Source organism: Streptomyces sp. NPDC001816, assembly GCF_042892235.1.
In the GTDB taxonomy this organism is placed as follows: domain Bacteria; phylum Actinomycetota; class Actinomycetes; order Streptomycetales; family Streptomycetaceae; genus Streptomyces.
The window spans coordinates 411,976-433,784 of record NZ_JBIATY010000003.1 but is presented as its reverse complement, the minus strand read 5'-3'; the positions used below and the strand labels follow the sequence as shown (position 1 = coordinate 433,784).

The 21,809-nt window shown below is 70.0% G+C and carries 18 protein-coding genes and 1 pseudogene; 10 read left to right on the top strand and 9 right to left on the bottom strand.

Annotation, left to right across the window (positions count from 1 at the left end; translation table 11 throughout):
• Positions 1–20: 20 nt before the first annotated feature.
• Both ACFYZZ_RS12985 and ACFYZZ_RS12980 read left to right on the top strand, forming a co-directional pair.
• Complete coding sequence (locus ACFYZZ_RS12985) at positions 21–1,520, top strand: CHAD domain-containing protein (RefSeq protein ID WP_389174661.1); 1,500 nt, start codon at positions 21–23, stop codon at positions 1,518–1,520.
• A 73-nt stretch (positions 1,521–1,593) separates the two neighbouring features.
• Positions 1,594–3,555 (top strand): TIGR03960 family B12-binding radical SAM protein, encoded by a 1,962-nt coding sequence (locus ACFYZZ_RS12980; protein WP_386571779.1) that lies wholly within the window; start codon positions 1,594–1,596, stop codon positions 3,553–3,555.
• A gap of 285 nt (positions 3,556–3,840) precedes the next feature.
• Here the strand turns inward: ACFYZZ_RS12980 and ACFYZZ_RS12975 are convergent, their stop codons facing one another.
• Complete coding sequence (locus ACFYZZ_RS12975; RefSeq protein WP_389174658.1) at positions 3,841–4,299, bottom strand: ArsI/CadI family heavy metal resistance metalloenzyme; 459 nt, start codon at positions 4,297–4,299, stop codon at positions 3,841–3,843.
• A 25-nt stretch (positions 4,300–4,324) separates the two neighbouring features.
• Complete coding sequence (locus tag ACFYZZ_RS12970) at positions 4,325–5,701, bottom strand: FAD-dependent oxidoreductase (protein ID WP_389175741.1); 1,377 nt, start codon at positions 5,699–5,701, stop codon at positions 4,325–4,327.
• Positions 5,702–5,843: 142 nt separating this feature from the next.
• Here ACFYZZ_RS12970 and ACFYZZ_RS12965 point away from each other — a divergent pair, with 142 nt between their 5' ends.
• Positions 5,844–6,212 carry an ArsR/SmtB family transcription factor gene (locus ACFYZZ_RS12965; protein WP_381659492.1) on the top strand — a complete coding sequence of 123 codons (369 nt, stop codon included), beginning with the start codon at positions 5,844–5,846 and terminating at the stop codon, positions 6,210–6,212.
• A 38-nt stretch (positions 6,213–6,250) separates the two neighbouring features.
• Positions 6,251–6,790 (top strand): DinB family protein, encoded by a 540-nt coding sequence (locus tag ACFYZZ_RS12960; RefSeq protein ID WP_389174655.1) that lies wholly within the window; start codon positions 6,251–6,253, stop codon positions 6,788–6,790.
• A gap of 29 nt (positions 6,791–6,819) precedes the next feature.
• On the opposite strand, the pseudogene ACFYZZ_RS12955 reads toward ACFYZZ_RS12960, so the two are convergent.
• From ACFYZZ_RS12955 to ACFYZZ_RS12945, 3 genes and pseudogenes are all read right to left on the bottom strand, one after another.
• Positions 6,820–7,887, bottom strand: a pseudogene (locus ACFYZZ_RS12955) (ArsO family NAD(P)H-dependent flavin-containing monooxygenase).
• The gene (locus ACFYZZ_RS12950; RefSeq protein ID WP_389174651.1) at positions 7,884–8,684 is read right to left on the bottom strand and encodes an aquaporin; all 801 of its coding nucleotides are present in this window, start codon (positions 8,682–8,684) and stop codon (positions 7,884–7,886) included. The pseudogene ACFYZZ_RS12955 and the gene ACFYZZ_RS12950 overlap by 4 nt, the downstream one beginning before the upstream one ends.
• Positions 8,685–8,745: 61 nt before the next feature.
• A complete protein-coding gene (locus tag ACFYZZ_RS12945; protein WP_389174648.1) occupies positions 8,746–9,060 on the bottom strand; it encodes an ArsR/SmtB family transcription factor in 315 nt (104 codons plus the stop codon).
• A 103-nt stretch (positions 9,061–9,163) separates the two neighbouring features.
• On the opposite strand from ACFYZZ_RS12945, the gene ACFYZZ_RS12940 reads away from it, so the two are divergent.
• The gene (locus ACFYZZ_RS12940) at positions 9,164–9,799 is read left to right on the top strand and encodes a low molecular weight phosphatase family protein (RefSeq protein ID WP_389174645.1); all 636 of its coding nucleotides are present in this window, start codon (positions 9,164–9,166) and stop codon (positions 9,797–9,799) included.
• A 47-nt stretch (positions 9,800–9,846) separates the two neighbouring features.
• The gene (locus tag ACFYZZ_RS12935; protein ID WP_386571797.1) at positions 9,847–10,266 is read left to right on the top strand and encodes an arsenate reductase ArsC; all 420 of its coding nucleotides are present in this window, start codon (positions 9,847–9,849) and stop codon (positions 10,264–10,266) included.
• Positions 10,267–10,968: 702 nt separating this feature from the next.
• On the opposite strand, the gene ACFYZZ_RS12930 is transcribed toward ACFYZZ_RS12935, so the two are convergent.
• Positions 10,969–12,195, bottom strand: coding sequence for a PP2C family protein-serine/threonine phosphatase (locus tag ACFYZZ_RS12930; protein ID WP_389175739.1), 1,227 nt, complete (start codon positions 12,193–12,195; stop codon positions 10,969–10,971).
• 537 nt (positions 12,196–12,732) lie between these two features.
• Between ACFYZZ_RS12930 and ACFYZZ_RS12925 the strand changes: the two genes are divergently transcribed.
• Positions 12,733–13,500 (top strand): hypothetical protein, encoded by a 768-nt coding sequence (locus tag ACFYZZ_RS12925; RefSeq protein WP_389174642.1) that lies wholly within the window; start codon positions 12,733–12,735, stop codon positions 13,498–13,500.
• Positions 13,501–13,692: 192 nt separating this feature from the next.
• On the opposite strand, the gene ACFYZZ_RS12920 is transcribed toward ACFYZZ_RS12925, so the two are convergent.
• Positions 13,693–14,163, bottom strand: a complete 471-nt coding sequence (locus tag ACFYZZ_RS12920) for a VOC family protein (protein ID WP_389174639.1) — start codon at positions 14,161–14,163, stop codon at positions 13,693–13,695.
• Between the two features lie 289 nt (positions 14,164–14,452).
• Here ACFYZZ_RS12920 and ACFYZZ_RS12915 point away from each other — a divergent pair, with 289 nt between their 5' ends.
• Positions 14,453–15,733, top strand: a complete 1,281-nt coding sequence (locus ACFYZZ_RS12915; RefSeq protein WP_389174636.1) for a vanadium-dependent haloperoxidase — start codon at positions 14,453–14,455, stop codon at positions 15,731–15,733.
• 151 nt (positions 15,734–15,884) lie between these two features.
• Here the strand turns inward: ACFYZZ_RS12915 and ACFYZZ_RS12910 are convergent, their stop codons facing one another.
• Together ACFYZZ_RS12910 and ACFYZZ_RS12905 are read right to left on the bottom strand one after the other, a co-directional pair.
• Positions 15,885–17,090, bottom strand: a complete 1,206-nt coding sequence (locus ACFYZZ_RS12910; RefSeq protein WP_389174633.1) for a cytochrome P450 — start codon at positions 17,088–17,090, stop codon at positions 15,885–15,887.
• Entirely contained in the window at positions 17,090–18,088 is a 999-nt protein-coding gene (locus ACFYZZ_RS12905) for a DUF1259 domain-containing protein (protein WP_389174630.1), read from the bottom strand. The genes ACFYZZ_RS12910 and ACFYZZ_RS12905 overlap by 1 nt, the downstream gene beginning before the upstream one ends.
• A gap of 192 nt (positions 18,089–18,280) precedes the next feature.
• Between ACFYZZ_RS12905 and ACFYZZ_RS12900 the strand changes: the two genes are divergently transcribed.
• Both ACFYZZ_RS12900 and ACFYZZ_RS12895 read left to right on the top strand, forming a co-directional pair.
• Complete coding sequence (locus tag ACFYZZ_RS12900) at positions 18,281–18,613, top strand: hypothetical protein (protein ID WP_389174627.1); 333 nt, start codon at positions 18,281–18,283, stop codon at positions 18,611–18,613.
• A 290-nt stretch (positions 18,614–18,903) separates the two neighbouring features.
• Positions 18,904–21,807 (top strand): SpoIIE family protein phosphatase, encoded by a 2,904-nt coding sequence (locus ACFYZZ_RS12895; protein WP_389174625.1) that lies wholly within the window; start codon positions 18,904–18,906, stop codon positions 21,805–21,807.
• The last annotated feature ends 2 nt before the right edge of the window (positions 21,808–21,809 follow it).

The window sequence follows — 21,809 nt, the reverse complement described above, 5'->3', positions numbered from 1 at the left end:
TCTGCCACTAGATTCAATTCATGGCGGATGCGAAACGCGAGATCGAGCGCAAGTACGAATCCGACGACAGTGGCCTGCCCGACCTGACCGGCGTCGGCGGGGTGGCGGACGTCCTCGACAAGGGCCTCGTCGAACTGGACGCCACCTACTACGACACCGCGGACGAGCGGCTGGCCGCCGCCGCCCTCACCCTGCGCCGCCGCACCGGAGGCTCGGACGCGGGCTGGCACCTGAAGTTCCCGGTCGCCCCCGGCGTCCGCGACGAGATCAGGGCACCGCTGTCCGACACCGTCCCCGACGAGATCGCCGCGCTGGTCCGCTCCCGGGTCCGCCACACCGAACTGGTCCCCCTCGTCCGGCTCCGCTCCGCCCGCGACGTACGCCACCTCGTGGACGCCGACGGCGCGCTGCTGGCCGAGGCGAGCGTGGACGCGGTGACCGCCGAGCGGCTCTCCGGCGCGGGTGGGACCGCCCAGTGGACCGAGATCGAGGTCGAACTCGCCGACGACGGCGATCCGGCCTTCCTCGACAAGGTGGAGAAACGTCTGCGCAAGGCAGGCGTACGGCCCTCGAAGGCGCCGTCGAAGCTGGCCCGGGCGCTGGAGCAGACCGGCGGCCCGCGGCCCGGCTCCGGACGGCGTGCCAAACCCGTGACCGCAGGCGACCACGTCCTCGCCTACGTGCGCGAACAGCGCGAGGCGATCCTCGGGTACGACCCGGGCGTCCGCCGGGACGTACCGGACTCCGTCCACCAGATGCGGGTGGCCACCCGCCGCATGCGCAGCACCTTCCGCACCTTCGGCACCGTCCTCGACCGCACTGTCACCGACCCGATCGCCGACGAGCTGAAGTGGCTGGCGGGCGAGCTGGGCGTGGGCCGCGACCAGGAGGTGCTGGCAGAGCGCCTGATCACCCTGCTCGACACCCTGCCGCCCGCCCTGGTGACCGGCCCCGTGCACGAACGCCTCACCACCTGGGCGACCGCCAAGCACGACAGCGCCCGCGGCCACGTCGTCGGGATCCTGGACTCCGACCGGTATCTGGCCCTGCTCGACACCCTGGACGCCCTGCTCGCCGACCCGCCGCTCGGGAAGAAGGCGGCGGGCAAGCCGGAGAAGGTGATCGCCAAGGCCGTACGCAAGGACCTCGCCAAGGTCTCCCGCCTGGTCACCGAGGCCCTGGACCAGCCACCCGGCGAACAACGCGACACCGCCATCCACGAGGCCCGCAAGAAGGCGAAGCGCACCCGGTACGCGGGGGAGGCGGCCATCGAGGCCCTGGGCGGCCCCGCCCGCTCCCTGGCCAAGTCCATGAAGTCCCTGACCAGCCTGCTCGGCGAACACCAGGACAGCGTCATGGCCCGCCAGACCCTGCGCGAGCTGTCCGCGGTGGCACACGCGGCGGGGGAGAGCGCGTTCACGTACGGGCTGCTGTACGGCAGAGAAGAGGCGGCCGCAGCGGCCGTGGAGGCGGAGCTGCCGGGCCTGTGGCGGGAGATCACAGCCGGGGCGTCCGTCTGAGCGTACGGGGGAGGCGCGCGAGCAGGTTACGCTTGATGGTCACCCCTGCCAGCTCACGAAGGTAATCCCCGCGATGTCTGTCGAGTCGGTCTTCCCACAGCTCGAAGCTCTGCTCCCGCATGTGCAGAAGCCGATCCAGTACGTGGGCGGCGAGCTGAACTCCACCGTCAAGGAGTGGGACAGCTGCGACGTCCGCTGGGCGCTCATGTACCCGGACGCGTACGAGGTCGGTCTGCCCAACCAGGGCGTCATGATCCTCTACGAGGTACTCAACGAGCGGGAGGGCGTCCTCGCCGAGCGCACCTACAGCGTGTGGCCGGACCTGGAGGCCCTGATGCGGGAGCACGGCGTCCCGCAGTTCACGGTGGACAGCCACCGCCCGGTGAAGGCCTTCGACGTGTTCGGCCTGTCCTTCTCCACGGAGCTGGGCTACACGAACATGCTCACGGCCCTGGACCTGGCCGGCATCCCCCTGGAGTCCAAGGACCGCACGATCGACGACCCGATCGTGCTGGCGGGCGGCCACGCGGCCTTCAACCCCGAGCCGATCGCGGACTTCATCGACGCGGCGATCATCGGCGACGGCGAGCAGGCCGTGCTGGACATGACGAAGATCATCCGCGAGTGGAAGGCGGAGGGCCGCCCCGGCGGCCGCGAGGAGGTCCTCTTCCGCCTGGCCAAGACGGGCGCGGTGTACATCCCGGCGTTCTACGACGTCGAGTACCTCCCCGACGGCCGCATCGGCCGCGTGGTCCCCAACAAGTCGGGCGTCCCCTGGCGCGTGTCGAAGCACACAGTCATGGACCTCGACGAGTGGCCGTACCCCAAGCAGCCGCTCGTCCCCCTGGCCGAGACGGTCCACGAGCGCATGTCGGTGGAGATCTTCCGCGGCTGCACCCGGGGCTGCCGCTTCTGCCAGGCCGGCATGATCACCCGCCCCGTCCGCGAGCGCTCGATCACGGGCATCGGCGAGATGGTCGACAAGGGCCTGAAGGCGACGGGCTTCGAGGAGGTCGGCCTGCTGTCCCTCTCCTCCGCGGACCACTCGGAGATCGGCGACATCGCCAAGGGCCTGGCCGACCGCTACGAGGAAGACAAGATCGGCCTGTCCCTGCCGTCGACGCGGGTGGACGCCTTCAACGTCGACCTGGCGAACGAACTGACGCGCAACGGCCGCCGCTCCGGCCTCACCTTCGCCCCCGAGGGCGGCTCCGAGCGCATGCGCAAGGTCATCAACAAGATGGTCTCGGAAGAGGACCTGATCCGGACGGTCGCGACGGCCTACGGCAACGGCTGGCGCCAGGTGAAGCTGTACTTCATGTGCGGCCTGCCCACGGAGACGGACGACGACGTCCTCCAGATCGCCGACATGGCCATGCACGTGATCCAGAAGGGCCGCGAGGTGTCGAAGTCCAACGACATCCGCTGCACCGTCTCGATCGGCGGCTTCGTCCCGAAGCCCCACACCCCCTTCCAGTGGGCACCCCAGCTCTCCGCCGAGGAGACGGACGCCCGCCTGGAGAAGCTCCGCGACAAGATCCGCGGCGACAAGAAGTACGGCCGCTCGATCGGCTTCCGCTACCACGACGGCAAGCCCGGCATCGTCGAGGGCCTCCTGTCCCGCGGCGACCGCCGCATCGGCGCGGTCATCCGCGCGGTGTACGACGACGGCGGCCGCTTCGACGGCTGGCGCGAGCACTTCTCCTACGACCGCTGGATGGCCTGCGCCGACAAGGCCCTCGCCCCCTTCGGCGTCGACGTCGACTGGTACACCACCCGCGAGCGCACCTACGAGGAGGTCCTCCCCTGGGACCACCTCGACTCCGGCCTGGACAAGGACTGGCTCTGGGAGGACTGGCAGGACGCCCTCGACGAGACCGAGGTCGAGGACTGCCGCTGGACGCCCTGCTTCGATTGCGGGGTGTGCCCGCAGATGGACACCCACATCCAAATCGGCCCGACCGGGAAGAAGTTGCTGCCGCTGACGGTCAAGAACGCTGGGCCGACGCCTGCTGCGAGTGGTCACGCGCACTGAGGTGAGTGAGGCACTCGATCGGGTGGTTGAAGTGCTGGCGGAGGCGAGCGAGGACGAGGTAGTCGCTGCGCTGGCGGCTGCTGGCGTTTCCGCTCGGACGCAGCCTCGTGTCCCACGGCGCACGCCGCGGACGCTGTTGCCGGAGCAGGGAGGCCACGCAGTGGGCCTCCCTGAGCTGCGTGACGTTCTGAGCCCCTTACCTGATGGGGAAGGGGCTCAGTCGTGTCTGATGGTTGCCGGGTGCCCGTGCGCCTCCCTGGTGCAGGGAAGTTGGTCATCGGTGGATCAGCAGCAGCCGCCCGCGACGGCTGGTTCCTTCGGGTCGGCCTCGGCCGGGCCGGTGCAGCAGGTGCTTCCCTGCTCTTTGGCCAGGGAGTCGGCGTCCCCCTTGACGACGTACACCTCCCAGGGTTCCTGACCGGGGCCGTGGACCCAGACCTTGTCCTGGAGGGCATAGCAGCAGGTGGTGTCGTTCTCCACGTCGGTGGCCAGGCCGGCCTCGCCGAGGCGGGTGGTGGCGGCATGGACGGCCTCGGTCGTCTCGACCTCGACGCCGAGGTGGTCCATGCGTGTCGGCTCGTCCGGGGTGCCTTCGATGAGGACGAGCTTGAGCGGGGGTTCGGCGATGGCGAAGTTGGCGTAGCCGTCGCGGAGTTTGGCGGGCTCGGTGCCGAACAGCTTGGTGTAGAAGGCGATGGACGCGTCGAGGTCGGGGACGCGGACGGCGAGCTGTACGCGGGACATGGCGAACCTCCTTGTGGGTGTGGGTTCAGCAGTCGCCGGAGGCGGCCGGGGCCCCGATGCCGATCTGCAGGGTGGCCGGGGCTGCGCAGCACCCGCCTCCCTCGCCGTTCTGGGCGGCTTCGGGGTCGTCGAAGAGGCCGGCGCCGCCGCACACGCCGGTCTCGGGGAGGGTCAGTTCGACGCGCTCGGCGGCTTCGCGGTCTCCGGCGATGGCGGCGGTGATGGAGCGGGCCTGCTCGTAGCCGGTCATCGCGAGGAACGTGGGGGCGCGGCCGTAGGACTTCATGCCGACCAGGTAGATGTCCTGCTCGGGGTGGGAGAGCTCGTTCACGCCGTGCGGGTAGACGGTGCCGCAGGAGTGGACGTTGGGGTCGATGAGCGGGGCGAGCGCGGTCGGGGCCTGGAGGCGTTCGTCGAGGCCGAGGCGGACCTCGGAGAGGAAGGAGAGGTCGGGGCGGAAGCCGGTGAGGACGATGATCTCATCGACCGGGTCGAGGCGGCGGCCGTCCTCGGCGACCAGGATCAGGCGGCCGTCGGTGTCGCGCTCGACGGCCTCGGTGCGGAAGCCGGTGGCCGCGCCGGCGTGGCCTGCCTCGACTGCGGCCTTGGCGCGCAGGCCCAGTGCGCCGCGGGCAGGAAGCTGGTCGGCCTCGCCGCCGCCGTAGGTGTTCGCGCTGATACCGCGGCGCAGGATCCACACCGCGTGCGTGCCGTCCTCCTCCTTGGCCAGGTCGGCGAGGTGGGCGAGGGCGGTGAAGGCCGAGGCGCCCGAGCCGACGACGGCGGTGCGCTTGCCCGCGTACCGGGCACGGACGGCCGGGTCGCCCAGGTCGGGGACGCGGTAGGAGATGCGGTCGGTGGCCGTCTTCTCGCCGAGGGCGGGCAGGCCGTCGGCGCCCATCGGACTGGGGACGGACCAGGTGCCGGAGGCGTCGATGACGGCGCGGGCGGCGATGCGCTCCTCGTGGCCGTCGGTGTGCCGGATGTGGACGGTGAAGGGCTGCTCGTCGCGGCCGGAGTCGACGATGCGGTCCCGGCCGGCGCGGGCGACGCCGGTGACCGTGGCGCCGTAGCGGACCTTGTCGCCGAGGGTGTCGGCGAGCGGCTGCAGGTACTTCTCGGCCCAGTCGCCGCCGGTGGGACAGGTGGCGCCGTCGGGGCGCACCCAGCCGGTCGGGGCGAGCAGCTTCTCGGCGGCGGGGTCGGTGACCTCGGCCCAAGGGGAGAACAGCCGCACGTGCGCCCAGTCCCGGACGGCGGAGCCGGCAGACGGTCCGGCTTCCAGGACCAGCGGTTCGAGGCCACGCTCGACGAGGTGGGCGGCTGCGGCGAGGCCGATGGGGCCGGCTCCGATGACCACGACGGGCAGTTGGTCGGTGGCGGGCACGCTGTTGATGGACACGGCCACGGGGTTCCCCTTTGATTCGACGTTTGTCGATGGCTTGTGCGGCCAGCATGGCACCTGATTAGGTAGACGTCAATATAGATATCTATCGAATACTTGACCCTCGCCATCCTGGTTCGACATGTGTCAACATAGACATATGTCGAATACGAAGGTGCTGCCGCTGCTGGAGCCGGAGGGCTCCGACGCTGTGGTGCCGTGCTGCCCGCCCCTCACCGAGCGCCCGCTGACCGCTGACGAGGCGGAGAAGACCGCTCGGATGTTCAAGGCGCTCGGCGATCCGGTGCGGTTGCGGCTGTTCTCGCTGGTCGCCTCGCACGAGGGTGGCGAGGCGTGCGTGTGCGACATCTCCGACGTCGGTGTCTCCCAGCCGACCGTCTCCCACCACCTGAAGAAGCTGAAGGAGGCCGGGCTGCTGACTTCCGAGCGGCGTGGCACCTGGGTGTACTACCGGGTGGAGCCGTCGGTGGTCGCCGCGATGGGGCAGATGCTCGGCACTCTCGGCTGAGTCGACCGCACAAACCGCACGGCGAGCAGGAGGGCCCGATGGATGAGCCGTCGGTGGACCGTCAGGCGGTCCACGAAGAGCTGGACCGCGCCCGTGCGACGTTCCATGGGCTCCTCGACGAAGCCACCAAGGAAGACTTGCGTCGGCCCACCGACGGCACCCGGTGGACCAACGAGCAACTGCTGTTCCACATGCTTTTCGGCTACCTCTTGATCTGGCCGCTGCTGGTCCTGCTGCGGATCTTCGGGCGGCTGCCGCGCGGTGCCAGCCGGGCCTTCGCCCGGCTCCTCAACGCGGGAACCAAGCCCTTCGACGTCGTCAACTATCTGGGCCCCATCGGCGGGGCGAGGGTGCTCGGGCGCTGCCGGATGGGGACTGTCCTTGACCGCGTGATCGCCTCCTTGCACGGCCGCCTCGACGCCGAACGGGAGAGCGACCTCGCGCTCGCCATGCACTACCCCACCCGCTGGGACCCGTTCTTCCGCGACGTCATGACCATCGCCGACCTCTACCGCTACCCGACCCAGCACTTCGACTTCCATCGCCGACAGCTCACGCTGCCCCACGAGGACCGCTGAGGCGGGAAACCGGGGTCGCGCCCTTCGATTTAACGCGCGCCCCCGGCGAGTAGCGTGCTGATCTCGCGGGCAGCCTCGCGGGCCGGTCTCCCGCTGCCGATGAGGGTGGCGGAGGCGGGGCCGGTCCAGTCGCCGTATCCGAGTAGATGCAGGCGCGGTTCGTCCACCGCCCGGGTGCCTTCGGTGGCGATGTGGCCGCGCCGGCTGCGGAGTCGGAGTGGGGCGAGGTGGGAGAGAGCGGGCCGGAAGCCGGTGCACCAGATGATCGCGTCGGCCTCGGCCCGGGTGCCGTCGGCCCACTCGACGCCGCTCTGGACGATCCGGGTGAACATCGGGCTCGTCTTGAGCAGGCCGCGGTCGCGTGCCGCGCGTACGGGCGGGACGGCGACGATGTCGCCGAGGGAGGCGACGCCCCCGCTGTCGGTGCGGCCCTCGTCGAGCGCGCGGCGGCGGGCGGTGGCCGCGTCGAACAAGTCCCGTCCGTCGATGTCGTCGGCGAGGTAGCGGGGCGGGCGCTGGGTGACCCAGGTCAGCTCGGTGTGGTGGGCCAGGTCGGCGGCGATCTGTGCTCCCGAGTTTCCGCCGCCCACTACGACCACTCTGCGGCCTTCGAAGTCCTGCGGTCGCTGGTACTCGACGGTGTGGAACTGGCGTCCCCCGAAGGCCGTGCGGCCCGGGACAGCAGGGAGGAAGGGCCGCTACCAGGTTCCGGTCGCACTGATGACAGCACGGGCGCGCCAGGTGCCGGAGTCGGTCTCCACGCGCAGTCGCCCACCGTCCCGGTGGACACCGAGGACGCTCACGCCTCGCTCGACGGGAAGCTCGTAGCGCTTCTCGTAGTCGGCGAGGTAGTCCACGACGTACTGTGCCTCGGGGTAGGTCTCACCGGGCTGTGGTGGCATGAGGCGGCCGGGCAGCGAGGAGTAGGCGGCCGGGGAGAACAGGCGCAGCGAGTCCCAGGTGCGCTGCCAGGCGCCGCCCGGTGTGGTCTGGGCGTCGAGGATGACGAAGTCGAAGCCCAGGCGGCGCAGGTGGTAGCCGGCGGCGAGGCCGGCCTGGCCGCCGCCGATCACCACCACCTGCGAGACCGGTGTCATACGGTCGGCTGCTCCTCAGCCGTCCGGCCGGGCATGAAGATGAGGGCTACCAGAGCGAGTCCGACCACTGCGCCGACGAGCTGCATGCCGATGAACGCCGCGACCGATCCCGGTGCGATGCCCGCGAAGGTGTCGGTGAAGGCGCGGCCGGTGGTCACCGCCGGGTTGGCGAACGACGTGGACGAGGTGAACCAGTAGGCGGCGCCGATGTAGGAGGCGACCGCGACTGGGGCGAAGCGCAGGCGGTCGGTGCGGGCCAGGCCGAAGATCAGCAGGATCAGGCCCGCGGTGGCGACGACCTCGCCGAGGAGCAGGTGTCCGGCCGAGCGGTCGTGGGTGGACCACTTCACCAGGGGCTCGCCGAACATCGCATCGGCCAGCACAGAGCCCGCGATCGCCCCGGCGATCTGCGCGGGGACGTAGACGGATGCCTCGCGCAGGGTGACGCCGGCGCCGCCGCGGCGGGCAGTCCACCACTCGGCCAGCGTGACGGCGGGGTTGAAGTGCGCGCCGGAGACCGGTCCGAGCAGGGCGATCAGGACCCCGAGACCGAAGACGGTGGCCGTCGAGTTGGCCAGCAGCTGCAGGCCGACGTCCTTGGTCAGCTCGGTGGCCTGGATGCCGGAGCCGACCACGATGGCGACGAGCGCCGCCGTGCCGACCAGTTCAGCGGCGGCCTTGGCCACCAGCGGAGGGCTCTGCCGCGGGGTAGCGCCCGGGGCGGGCTGCGGCTCGGCACCCGCCGCTATGGCGGATTCCTCGGCTCTGTCGTGCTCGGTGGCCTCGGTGGCGCTCAACAGGACTCCTCGGTGCGTTCGAAAAAGCGACAGGACGCGGCGATGGACGGGCGCCGGAAGATCAGGGACAGGACCGCTTGGTGTTGTTCTCGGCGGTTGCGCGCGCGGTCTCCGCGAGGTCGGCGAACTGACCGGCAAGTGAGGCAATGACGTCGGGCTTGAGCCGGTAGTAGGTGAACCGGCCGCAGGGCTCCGTCTCCACGATCCCCGCCTCGCGCAGCACCTTCAGGTGGTTGGAGAGGTTGGTCTGTCTGGCCCCCGTCTCCTCGATCAGGTGCGTGGTGCAGAGCGTCTCCTTGGCGAGCAGGGTGACGATCTGGAGGCGGAGCGGGTCGGCCAGAACCCGCAACAGATCAGTGTCGACTGACGTCAGCATGGGCTGATACTCTCACATCACTCCCGGCTGATACCAGCCTGGGCTGATCCTTGGGACCCGCATCCCAGCACGAGTTGGGACCCATGCCCCGAAGGGGGTTCCCATGACCGCATCGCCGCCCCCTGTCCTGCCCGACGAACGCCTCGCGTCCGGTATCGCCCGGCTCTCGGTGCGCTACCGCGGGCACTTCTCCCCGGAGACCATCCAGCGCCTGATCGTCGACTCCTACGAGCGCCTCGCCGAGCACGCCCGTGTCCGCACGCACCTGGTCGTGCTGGCCGAGCACCTGGCCACCGAGCGCCTCGACGCCCTCTCCCACATCGAGGGCGCACCGGGAAGTGGCCTGCCGCGGGTGCTGTTCGTGTGCAGCCACAATGCCGGCCGCTCCCAGATGGCCGCCGCCCTGCTCGCCCATCGCGCCCATGGCCATGTGGTGGTCTCCTCTGCGGGCACGCATCCGGCCGCCGCGGTCGAGCCGGTCGTCGCGCGGGTGCTGACCGAGGCCGGGGTGGACCTTACAGACGCGTTCCCCAAGCCGCTGACGGACGAGGTCGTGCAAGCCGCCGACATCGTCATCACGATGGGCTGTGGGGATGCCTGTCCCGTGCTGCCGGGGCGCCGGTACCTCGACTGGCCGGTCACCGACCCTGAGGGCGCGCCGATCGCCGTCGTCCGCGGCATCCGCGACGAGATCGACGCCCACATCACCGAGCTGCTCACCTCGCTGCCGAGCAGCTGAACCCGACTCCCGTACCACCTATTGATCCACTTACGAAGGAAGTACCGATGTCCTCCAGCCCGCTCGCCTCCGTGCTGTTCGTCTGTGTCCACAACGCCGGGCGTTCGCAGATGGCCGCCGGCTTCCTCAACCACCTTGCGGGCGACCGGATCGAGGTCCGCTCCGCCGGCTCCATCCCGGGTGATCAGGTCAACCCCGCCGCGGTCGAGGCCATGAAGGAGGTCGGCGTCGACATCTCCGAGGCCAAGCCGAAGATCCTGACCACCGAGGCCGTCCAGGCGTCCGACTACGTCATCACCATGGGCTGCGGCGACGCCTGCCCGATCTTCCCCGGCAAGAAGTACCTCGACTGGGCGCTGGAAGACCCGGCGGGCAAGGGCGTCGAGGCCGTCCGCCCCATCCGCGACCAGATCAAGACCCGTATCGAGGCCCTGATCGCCGAAATCGACGCCCAACAGGACGCGTAACCTCCGCGAGGGGGCACGGGATACGGGAGGTCATCGGCTCGGCCCCCTCAAAGATCGCCTTCGGCTGGCCAAGTCGGCAGTGTGCCGCTGTGCGCCTCGCGTCGGTGCAGTTTCCGCGTCCCTTGGACGCGGGCGGCCTTCTCGGTAAGTGTGTGCGGAACTCCGAGTCAACTGTGCGTAGAGGTGCGTTCTCCAGGGCCGTTGCGGTACAGCAATCTCAGCAGCCGTCCTGGTGACCGCCATCGGACGATGCAAATCGAGCTACCGATCAGCAGGTGCCCACACACCTGCTGCTCTCTGGGGCCGTGGCATCAGTGTGCGTGGCTACTTGCCCGCAGATGGACACCCACATCCCAATCGGCCCGACCGGCAAGAAGTTGCTGCATCTGACGGTCAAGAACGCGGCGCCTGCTCCGAGCGGACACGCTCACTGACGTGAGTGAGGCTCTGGGGCGCATCGCCGATGCGCTGGCGGGGGCGAGCGAGGATGACGTTGCTACTGCGATGCAGCGGTCTGATCCTGGCCCTCACTCGTGAGAGTGGCTGGCGGTCTGCTCTAGTTCTCCGTAGCGCGGAGGGCCCGTGGTGTCGCCTCAGCGCCGGCACGTGAGGCCACCCCGTCGCAGCGCGACACCGCTGGGGACGGATCGTCGTCGGCGTGGGCGGCGGTGTCGGGTGCGGACGCGGTCGTCGTCGAGACGTTCAGCCGAGGGACGCGAGGTGGTCGGCGGTGCCCCCGTGCCACTCGATCATGAAGAGGGTGGCATCGTCGGTGGTGCGCCCGCCCCGTTCGCGCTTCAGCGTGTGCGAGAGCCGGCGCAGATCCGCCCGCACACCCACTGACGGCTCATCCCCCAGGCGGTTGACGCAGCGGATGAGGCGCTCCTCGCCAAACGGCTCCCCGCCGGCGCCACGCTCCTCGATGATGCCGTCGGTGTAGCAGAGCACCCGGTCGCCTCGCTGGAGCACGTGCTCCCGGACTCGGGGCATTTCGCCGCCGAAGCCGACGGGCAGCGTCGTCGCGCTCTCCAGCTGCTGCACGACCTGGCCGTCGCGGATCAGTAGCGGCGCGGGGTGGCCCGCGTTGACCAGCTCCATCTCACCGGTGGAGATGTTCAGGTGCATCAGCTGCGCCGTGACGAAGTGGTCGGGCCCGAACTGCCGGGAAATGGCCTCGTCCATGAACGCGTACTTTTCGTCCAGGCTGATGAACACGCGCCGGGCATGCCGGTAGGCGCCGATGGCCACGGTCGCCATCGTGGCGGCGTCCAAACCGTGGCCCATGGCGTCAATGACGGCCATGTGCAGGATGTTGTCGTTGAGGGCGTAATCGAAGCTGTCGCCGGCGACGCGGTAGGCGGGCTCCAGGGCGCCGGCCACATCGACTTGGGGCACGGACATCGTCAGCGGCGGCAGCAGGCTCCACTGGATCTCTGCGGACACGCTCATCGGCTCCCGACGCCGGGCCTGGAAGAACTGGTCGGTATAGGCATTCTTGGTGACCAGCATGTCGGCGACCAGGCTGGCGAGCCTGCGCAGCAGGCGCCGGTCGTCGTCGCCGACTGTGTCCAGGGTGAGGGCCAGCACGCCCACCTGGTCACTGCCGTCCAGCAGCGGCAGGTACATCCGGACGCCGCGGCGGGCCTGCGGTACTTCGACAATGTCCCCGCGAAGGAAGGCCCGCCCGGCGGGGGAGTCGGCCATCGGCTCGGGCTGGCCGACGTGCAGCTTCCTGCCCGGCAGCGGCACCAGCAACTCCTGCGCGTAGTCCTGGAGCAGGACGGAGACGTCACGACCGCCGATCCTGGCCACCCCCTCCGCGATCAGCGGGGCGATCATCTGGGGTGGCAGCAGCCGTGCTCTGTCCAGCAGTAGGCCGAGCAGCCGCTCGCCGAAACCTTCCGATCGGTCAAAGCTCTGCGCGCCCATGGCCCGGTTTGCCACCCACCTTCCCGCGTCCACGCTGGTCACCGCCTCCGCACAACGTGACCTGGGAAGCCGCCGGAGCGGTTCATTACGCCATGCGCGGCATGTCGGCCGCATGCTTTCCGCGTTTCAGGACTCCTTGCCCGGAGAGCGTCTGCCCCAGGGGATGATCAAGCTGGTGAAGCGTAGGAGGGCTGCGGCAAGTCACCGGTGTCGGGCAGCGAAGGAGTGGCCTGCGGGAGGAGAGGCCCTGCCGGATGCATGCCAACGCAGTCACCAACGCGCTCGGCCTACGCGGCAACGTCCACGGGGACAGGCTCCCATTCCCCGTGGATACGGTCGTGGTCGTGACTCGGTGGCCAGCGCGGCGGCGGGCCTCGGACCCCTCTCTGATTGGCTCCAGCGCAAGCCGTTCAGAGCCGGAACCGGGTGCCCTGTGGCGGCGTCTCTGCCGCCGCAAGTGGACAGCACCGTCGGCACCGATCACCTGAGGGAGCATCCGCGATGACCTGGAGAACCTGGAGAACCTGGAGAGCACTGATGGCGAGTCTGGCCGTACTCATCGGCGTGACCGCCGCCGGAACGTCACCCGCCTTCGCCGGCATAGATGCCCGGGATCCCTACATCGACCAGCACTGCGGTATAGACACCATCGGGAGCGGTACGACGACCATCGCCGTACCCGTGGACCGGCTCAGCCTGAACCTGGAAGCCATCGGGCACGACCCCGCAGGGTCCAAGATCACCGTCGTCTACACCATCCCCGGCACCAGCAAGTACGGCACCCTCTTCGGCCAGTACGACCCCGTCAGGGGAAACGCCACCTTCAACTACACGATCGACTACCCACCCGCGGACTCGACGCTGAGCATCAGTTTCGAGATCGCCTGGACCGACGGCACCTACTACAGCAACACGCTGACGCGCCCCCTGCTCCACTGCACGCGGGACAACACGAGCGAGGTCGACAAAAGGTGGTGGCCGGACCTCGCCCCCACCACCGTCTTCCAGCAGTGCACCACCGTCGGCACATGGCCGTTCTCCGTCCGCGCGGTGGACGTGACCGTGCACCGCTCGCACGACGGGCCCGGCCTCGCGGGAGTGCCGGTCTGGACCGACTACTGGATCCCCGGCAAGAAGGGCTACACCTCGGGAGCGTCCGGCACCACCAATTCCACCGGTGACGCCTGGCAGACGTTCAGGCTGGTCGCCCCGCCCACCGGCGCCGAACTCGACATCCTGTCGAGCATCCGGGACTCCTCCACCTTCACCTACCCCGTGCACACCTGGGTTCCGATCGCCTGCTAATCCCACGGAGCGACTGGGGCGTGCCTTCCTCGGCCAGATCACCAGGGCCGTGAAGCGTCGACTCAAGCAGATCCAGTACCGCTCGGACCTGGTCGAAGGCTGCCTGGCCGGCACCGGCCTGATCATGGATGGCCGACCGGCAGGTGGGGCGGTCGGCCGCACGTCGACGGCGCACGTGCGGAACGCGGTGGGTCAGGCCGGGGTGTCGGCGTCCGGCATGGAGGCCGCGAACGCCTCAGGGCCCTGCTCCACCGTCGCCGGGTCCATCCACATGACCTGCCAGCCGTGGCCGTCGAGGTCGAAGAAGCTGCGTGAGTACATGAAGCCGTAGTCCTCGGCGTCATCCGCCTTGGAGCCGCCCGCCGCGAGCGCGGCGGCGCTGACCGTATCGACCTCATCGCGGGACGACACGCTGAAGCAGTACAGCGCCAGCGTGTGTGTGGTGGGATCGGCCATCGGCAGTTTCGCGAACTCCGCGAACTTCTCGCGGCTGAGCAGCATGACGAAGGCGTGCTCGCCGACCAGCATGCAGGCGGCGGTCTCGTCGGTGAACTTCGGGTTGAAGCTGAACCCGAGCTTGGCGAAGAACGCCTTGCTGAGCTCGAGGTCCGCTACGGGGATGTTCACGAACAGCGTGCGGCCGGGGTGTGCGGGATTGGTCATGGTGGGTCTCCAGTCGGTGGCTCGATGGCGTACGTCCTGGTAGACCGGACCAGTCGGCGGAACTCATCGGTGGGGTGTTCGAGGGTGTCCTGGGTCCGCCCGGTATCGGCGAGTTGTCTTGATCACGCAGTGGGCCGTTGCTAAGCCTTGGGCACTCGACGCTAGGGAGCACGCTGTGCATCAAGAGCCCCCGCTTCCCGTTCCCCCACGTTCACGAGTCCGGGCATTCATCTGCGCCGTCGCGGCCATCGCCCTCGTGACGGTCACCGCTGCGACAAGTCCCCCCGACGTGGACACCCGGACCGCGGCGGACCCGGCAGCCGTGGTCCGCGAGTGGAACGCCGTCGCCACCGACACGATCAAGACCAGCCTCGGCCCACGCCCCTCCGGGCAGGTGGCGATCTGGGAGGGGTTCGTCTCCGTCGCCGTGTACAACGCCGTGGTGGGGATCGAAGGCGGCTACGCCCTGTACAAATGGCACGAGCGCGGTCCGGCCAAGGCATCCTCCGCAGCGGCTGCCGCCACCGCGGCCCACGACGTGCTGCTCGCCTACTTCCCTGCCTTCAAGGAGCGGCTCGACGCCGCCTACGCCGACTCGCTCGCCGCTCTTCCGGCCGGTCAGGCCAGAGACCGGGGTGTGGACTACGGAAAGCGCGCTGCCGCCCGCATCATCGAACTCCGGGAAGGTGACGGCAGGTTCGCGGACGTTCCGTTCACCGCTTCCCCGGCACCGGGGGTCTGGCGTCCCACCCCGCCCGCGTTCCAGCCCTTCATCGACACCTGGCTCGCCAGGCTCCGCCCCCTCCTGCTCTCCTCGCCGCAGCAGTTCCGCCCCGGCGGACCGCCCGCCCTCTCCTCGGCCGCTTACGCCGAGGATGTCCAGGAGCTGAAGGTCATGGGCGCGAAGACCGGCTCGGGCAGGAGCGCGCAGCAGACCGAGACCGCCCTCTTCTTCAGCGGCAACCTGGTCGCACAGGTCCAGGAAGCCGTACGAGACCACGCCGCCCGGCACCGGCTCGGCATCGCCGAGACGGCCCGGCTGTTCGCCGCCGTGAACGCGTCGGCCACCGACGCCGTCGTCACCGCATGGGACGCCAAGCTCCACTACAGCTCCTGGCGGCCGATCACCGCCATCCGCCTCGCGGACACCGACGGCAACCCCGCGACGACGGCAGACCCGGCCTGGGAGCCGCTGCTCCCCACCCCACCGCACCCGGACTACATCGCCGGCCATACGACCGTCACCGCTGCCGTGGTACGCGCCCTGACCGGCGTCCTCGGCACCTCGCACATCGACCTCTACGTCCCCTCCGAGGTCACCGGCACCACACGATTCTACGGGTCGGCCGACGACCTCAACCGGGACGTCGTCGACGCCCGTGTGTGGGGCGGCGTCCACTCCCGCACGGCGGACGTGGCCGGCTGTCGGGCCGGCACCCACGTGGCCGCCTGGGCGTTGGACCACTACTTCCAGCCGGTTGCCGAGGACGGCACCCAGCCGTCCCCGCCGACACGAACGGCTCGGCAGGACAGGTCCGCCGAGCCGAAGTGCGGTGACGACACCGACTAGCGTGGTCAAGAACGCTGGTCCGACGCCCGCTGCGCGACTGCGTGGCCCCGCGAGCCCCCTTCCTGGCTGGGAAGGGGGCTCGTCGGTGTTCGGTGGGGTGTGTGCGTCCGTGCGTCCGTAAGTCCGTGCGTCCGACGCGATGCGGGCCTTCCTACCAGGCCACCGGCAGCTCCAGCGGAAAACGTCTGATCGTCTCCGTGTCCCACCGCAGCTCCTCCGGCGGCACTGCGAGCCGCAGGCCGGGGAACCTCTCCACAAGGCGGCCGATGGCCACTTCGAGCTCCGCCATGGCCAACGGCATGGCGATGCACCGGTGTCCGCCCCAGCCGAAGGTCATGTGCGGAGCGATGGGGCGGTCGAGGTCGATGTCGTGGGGGGACGGGTAGCGCTCCGGGTCACGGTTGGCCGTCAGGTACGACACGTGCACGAAGTCGCCCGCCTTGATCCGCGCACCGTCCAGTTCCACGTCCTCGAGAGCCACGCGTGGGATTCCGACGCCTTTGCGGAACGGGATGCAGCGGAGCATCTCGTGCACGACGTCGGTCACGGTCTCGGGCCGGCGTCTGAGGTGCTGCATCAGCTCGGGACGGGTCAGGAGCAGGTAGGTGATGTCGCTGATCTGGCAGGTCGCCGTGTCCTGGCCGCTGAGCGCCAGCGTCAGTGCCATGACCGCCAGTTCCCTGTCGTCGAGCTGTTCCTCGCCCTCCCGCGCCGCGGCCATCGCGCTGATGAGGTCGGGGCCGGGTGAGTTCCGGCGCTGTTCGACGAGTTTGGCGAAGTAGGCCGTCAGATCGGCCTTGGCCGTCGCGGCGGCCTCCTTGGTGCCCGCGCCGACGACGAGCAGTTGGTGCACGGACTCCTCGATCCGGGGCCATTCCTCCCGTTCGATACCGAGCAGGTCCAGGATGGCGTGCTGGGGGAGCGGGTTGGAGAGGTGCTGGACCACGTCCGCCGGCGGTCCCTGCTTCTCCATGTCGTCCAGCAGGCGGTCCGTGAGCCAGGTGATCCGCTGCCGCATGCCTTCGACCTGCTGCTGCGTGAAGGCCTGCGAGGCCAGGTGGCGGACGCGGCTGCTCTGCGGCGGGTCCATCACGTTGATCGATTCCGGCGAGACGATGGGCTCCGGCGTCATCCGGGGGTAGTCGTGACCGATGATGCCCGCCCGGCTGAACCGTGGGTCGGTGGTCACCTGCTTGACGGCGTCGAAGCCGGTGATCAGCCAGGCATCCGCAGCGCCGTAGCGGAGCCGGATGCGCGCGGGGGAGCGGCGCTGCATCAGGTCCGCGAGCGCGGGGTCGAAGTCGAGTGCTTCGCTGAAGTCGAACGGGCAGGTGATTGTCTCGTTGTCCGCGTCCATCAGCCGGTTCCTCCAGGCATGGGTACGACGTTGGTGACGTCCACGGCCCGGCGAACGGCCTGGGCGAGCCTGACGGCATCGCCGACGGCCCAGTAGTGGACGAAGAACAGGCGTGGTTCGTCGGTGAGGTTGTGGTGGTGCACCTCGACGAGTTCGACCCCACCGCGTCGCAGGGCCGTGAGGGCGGGCTGGACCTCGCCGGCGATCATGGCCAGGTCGCCGCTGAGGGCGGCCCTTCCGCCGCCGAGCGGCTGGAAGTTGACGGAGGTGGTGGAGCCCAGTCCCGGAGGCAGGGCCAGATGGCCGTCGGCGACGGTCTCGCGGCGGACATAGGTGGACTTGTAGATCTTGCCGTCGGGGGAGCCCTTGACGCCCATCGCGGCGTCGATGGCGGCGGTGTCCAGGTCGACGGGCCGCGAGGGGGTGGCGGGTGCGGCGGGTGGAGTACGGGTGCGGTCGAATGCGGCGCGCAGACCGCGGGCGACGGCGACCGGGTCGTGACCGTGGGCGTGCAGGTGGACCCACCAGACGTCCGGTTCATGGGCGAGCAGGTGCTTGTGGATGGCGGTCTGCATGATCCCGTGCTCGTTCAGGACGTCGCAGAAGCGCTGCAGTTCGCGTTCGGTGACCACCGCGTCGCCCATCAGGAGCGTGCTCTGGTCCGCGTATCGGACGAAGGACACGTGCGTACCGAGGGCGAGCGCGGGGTCGATCAGAACGCCTCGCGAGATGACCTTGAGGTCCTGACGCGGCAAGGCCGTGTGGTACATGAACCGCCGCATGTCACCGGGTCGGCCGAGAGAGTCGCCGACGTCCGCCCAGTCCGTCAGCTTGGTCATCACCGGTGCGACCAGGGCGCGGTCTGTCGGTCCGGCGGACAGGGCGTGGGCCCGGGCCGGCACACCGGCAGCTATGGGCGCCAGGGCGGCCGCCGCCAGCACACGACGCCGGGACGCGGAGAGTCGGGAGCGGGTGTCTTGCTGTCTCTCGTCAGTCATGTCATGGGCCTCCACTCAGGATGCAAGCACGGGAGACCGCGTCGACCGCTCATCGGCACAGCTGCACCCGACCAGGTGGGCTAATACCGGGTTCGGCGCTGTGGAGTGCCGCCAGGCGGAGCACCTCGACTTGCCGCTCTCTGCGCGAGCAGGACGCTTGTCGTAGGGACACGCTTCGCGGAAGGGGCCCCGATGAGCGCCAATGGTGGAACCGGGGCGGATGCATCCGGTGACAAGCGGTGGGCGTACGGGCTCTGGGTGGTCCTCGTCGGCCTGGCGGTGGTCCTCGTCGGGTTCCTCGTCGCCGTTTTCAAGGTTGAGACGACGAGCATTTCAGCGGTGTACGCCGGGCTGACCGGAGTCACCGGCACACTCGTCGGCGCGTTCTTCGGTCTCCAGGCCGGTCAGTCGGGGCGGGACAAGTCCGACAACGAACGTCAGAAGGCGAACGCCCTCGCCGTCCAGCTCGCAGCAGCCGCCCACCCTGACGTGGCCACGCCCATCGTCGGGAAGCCGCCCGAGTAGGGCTCAGGCGCCCTCCTCGACGCACGGGGTCTGAGTTCTCCGGTAAGCACGGTTCCCCGGAGCGGATCAAATCACCTAAGTTATTCCGATTAGGATGTATCGGACGGATGTGGACCGCCGCAGGTCCACATCCGATCACTTGCAGCCCGGCGGGTGAGCGGAGGCGACAGTCGACAGTGGTGAACAGCAGAGGTGGCCAAGCGCACAGCACCGAACCGTCCATGCCGCACGTCCCCCAGGGCCTGCGGGCCATACCTACCGCACGGCCCTCGGAATCACACCGCATACGGATGCGGCTGCTCAATGCCGTGGACGAGGACCGGCGCGATGTCGACGTGCTGATGACCGCGCTCCAGCAGGCGGTGGCCGAGGTGCACGGCCTGGGCGGCATGGTGCATCTCCCGGGCGGCGGCATGAGCGGCATCCTCTACCTGGTCGCCGACAGCGGCCTGCCGGAGTCGATGACCCGGCCCTGGCTGATCATCCCGGTACGCGGCACGGCCCCGCCCAGCAGGGCCGCCCGCAACGACACCATCACCTGGCAGCCCGACCTGGCCCCGCCCGACCCGGTGCCCGGCCGGGACCCCGCCGCCCTCTGGCCTTCCCGGCTCCCCGCCGGCATCGGTCACCTGGCCGTCCCCGTTCCGGGCGGTGGCGGGCGACGCGGCGCGCTCTCCGTCCTCTTCGCCCCGGGCGACGAGCCCGGCGCGGCGGAGTGCGTTTTCCTGGACGAGGTGGCGGCCTGGATGTCCAGGAGGCTCGGGTCGTCCGGGATCCTCAATCCGTCCCCCACCCTGCTGCGCGCCCTGGAGAACGAGCCAGGACCGCGGGAGGCCGCCCCGCCGTGGGACGTGGAAGGGGCGCCCTCCGTCACGTACACCTGGGACCTGCGCACCGGCGAGCTGACCTCCGACCGGCCCGTCGAGGAGGTGCTGGCCGGCATCGATCCAGGGGTGATGAGCGGTGGCATCGAGGCGTGGGCGGAGCTGATCCACCCGGACGACCTGCCATCGGCGGTGGCCGGCTTCGACACGGGCATCCAGCTCCGCGGCGGCTTCCAGAACGAGTACCGGGTCCGCCGGCAGGACGGCACGTACCTCTGGATCGAGGCGCGTGCCCGGACGATCACGGACGAGGACGGGGCGCCGGTGGAGGTGATCGGCACCCTCCGGGACAGCAGCGAAACGCATGCCGCCGCCGAGTCGGTGGGGCGGGCGCTACGACACATGAGGGACGGCTTCGTCTCCCTGGACACGGACTGGCGCATCGGATTTCTCAACCAGGCCGCCGAGCGGTTCCTCGGCGCCGCGGGAGACGTGGCCGGAGTCCTGCTCTGGAACATCCCCGCGGTACGTGCCGTGCCGGGGCTGGAGCAACAGTGCCGGGCGACGGCGGCCGAGGGCCGGCCGGCCGAGTTCGACGTACCGGGGCCGGACGGGAGGTCCTGGTACCACGTGCGGCTGGTGCCGGTGCCGGAAGGCCTCACGCTCTACATCACCGACACCACCGAGCGGCATCTGCGCGAGGCCGAGCGGGCCGCCGCGGAGCGGGCGTCCGCGGAGCGGGCGGCCCTGGTGCAGCGGATCACTCGGGAGCTGGCCGAGGCTGTCACGGCCCAGGACGTGATGGCGGCGGTGGCCGACGGCGTCATGACACCCCTCGGGGCCACGGGATTCATCATGCTCGGCGTGGTCGGCGACCGGCTGAACGTGGTCGGCTCCCGGGGATACACGGAGCGCTTCACCCGACTGCTGGACGGGCACTGGACCGTGCGGGACACCATGAACCCGGTGGGACACGCCCTGCGCACCCGCACCCCCCTCTGCATCTCCTCCCCGGAGGAGTTCCTGAGGCGCTACCCGGCGGCCGAGACCCTGATCCGGGAGAGCGACAAGCAGGCATGGTCCTTTCTGCCGCTGGCGGTGTCCGGGCGCGAGATCGGCACGGTGGTGATCTCCTTCGGCCGACCGCGGGTACTGGACGACGACGAACGAACGCTGCTGACCGCGCTCAGCGGACTGACCGCGCAGGCCCTGGAGCGAGCCGGGCTCTACGACGAGGCGACGACCCGGGCCCGTACCCTCCAGCGCAGCCTGCTGCCACAGGCACTGCCCGAGCTGCCCGAGGTGACGACGGCAGCGCGCTACCAGCCGGCCAAACAGGGAGCCGACGTCGGCGGCGACTGGTACGACGTGATTCCCCTCTCCGCGGCCCGGGTGGCGCTCGTGATCGGCGACGTCATGGGCCACGGCATGGCCGAGGCCGCCACCATGGGCAGGCTCCGCACAGCCGTGCGCACCCTCTCGGAGCTGGAGCTGCCGCCCGACGAAGTCCTCGGCCACCTCAACGACATCGTCGGTGAGCTGGGCAACGACGCCCTCGCCACCTGCCTCTACGGCATCTACGACCCGGTGAGCCGGTGTCTGTCGTACGCCAGCGCCGGTCAGCCGCCCCCGGCGGTGGCCCACCCCGACGGCACCGTCACCTTCCTGTCCATGAGCCCGGACCCGCCCCTGGGGGTGGCCGCTCCGCCCTTCGAAACGCTGGAGACCCCCCTGCCCGCCGGCAGCCTGCTCGCCCTCTACAGCGACGGCCTGGTCGAGAGCAAGGACCGGGATGTCACCACCGGCATGAACCACCTGGCCGAGCTGCTCCTCCAGTCCGTGCACGCCCTGCCGGCCTCACCGGCGGACGCGTCCGACCTGGACGCCCTCTGCGCGAACCTCACCTCCGCTCTCCTCCCCGCCCACGGCGCGCTGACCGACGACGCCGCCCTGCTGCTGGCCCGCACCCACCCGCTGGACGCGGAGAACGTCGCCGAGTGGCCGTTGCCGGAGGACCCGGTGGCGGCGGGCCGGGCCCGTGAGCTGGTCCGCGCCCAGCTCACCGAGTGGGAGCTGGCCGACGAGGACCTGATCATGACCACCGAACTCCTGGTCAGCGAGCTGGTCGGGAACGTCATCCGGCACGCCTGCGGCCCGATGCGGCTGCGTATGCTCCGCAGCCGCGCACTGATCTGCGAGGTCTCCGACGCCAGCCTGACCACGCCGCACATCCGCCACAGCTCGGCCACCGACGAGGGCGGCCGCGGCCTGCAGCTCATCTCCGCACTCTGCCAGCGCTGGGGCACCCGCCACACCCGCACCGGCAAGTCCATCTGGACCGAACAGCCCCTCCCTGCCGCCTCCGTCTGATG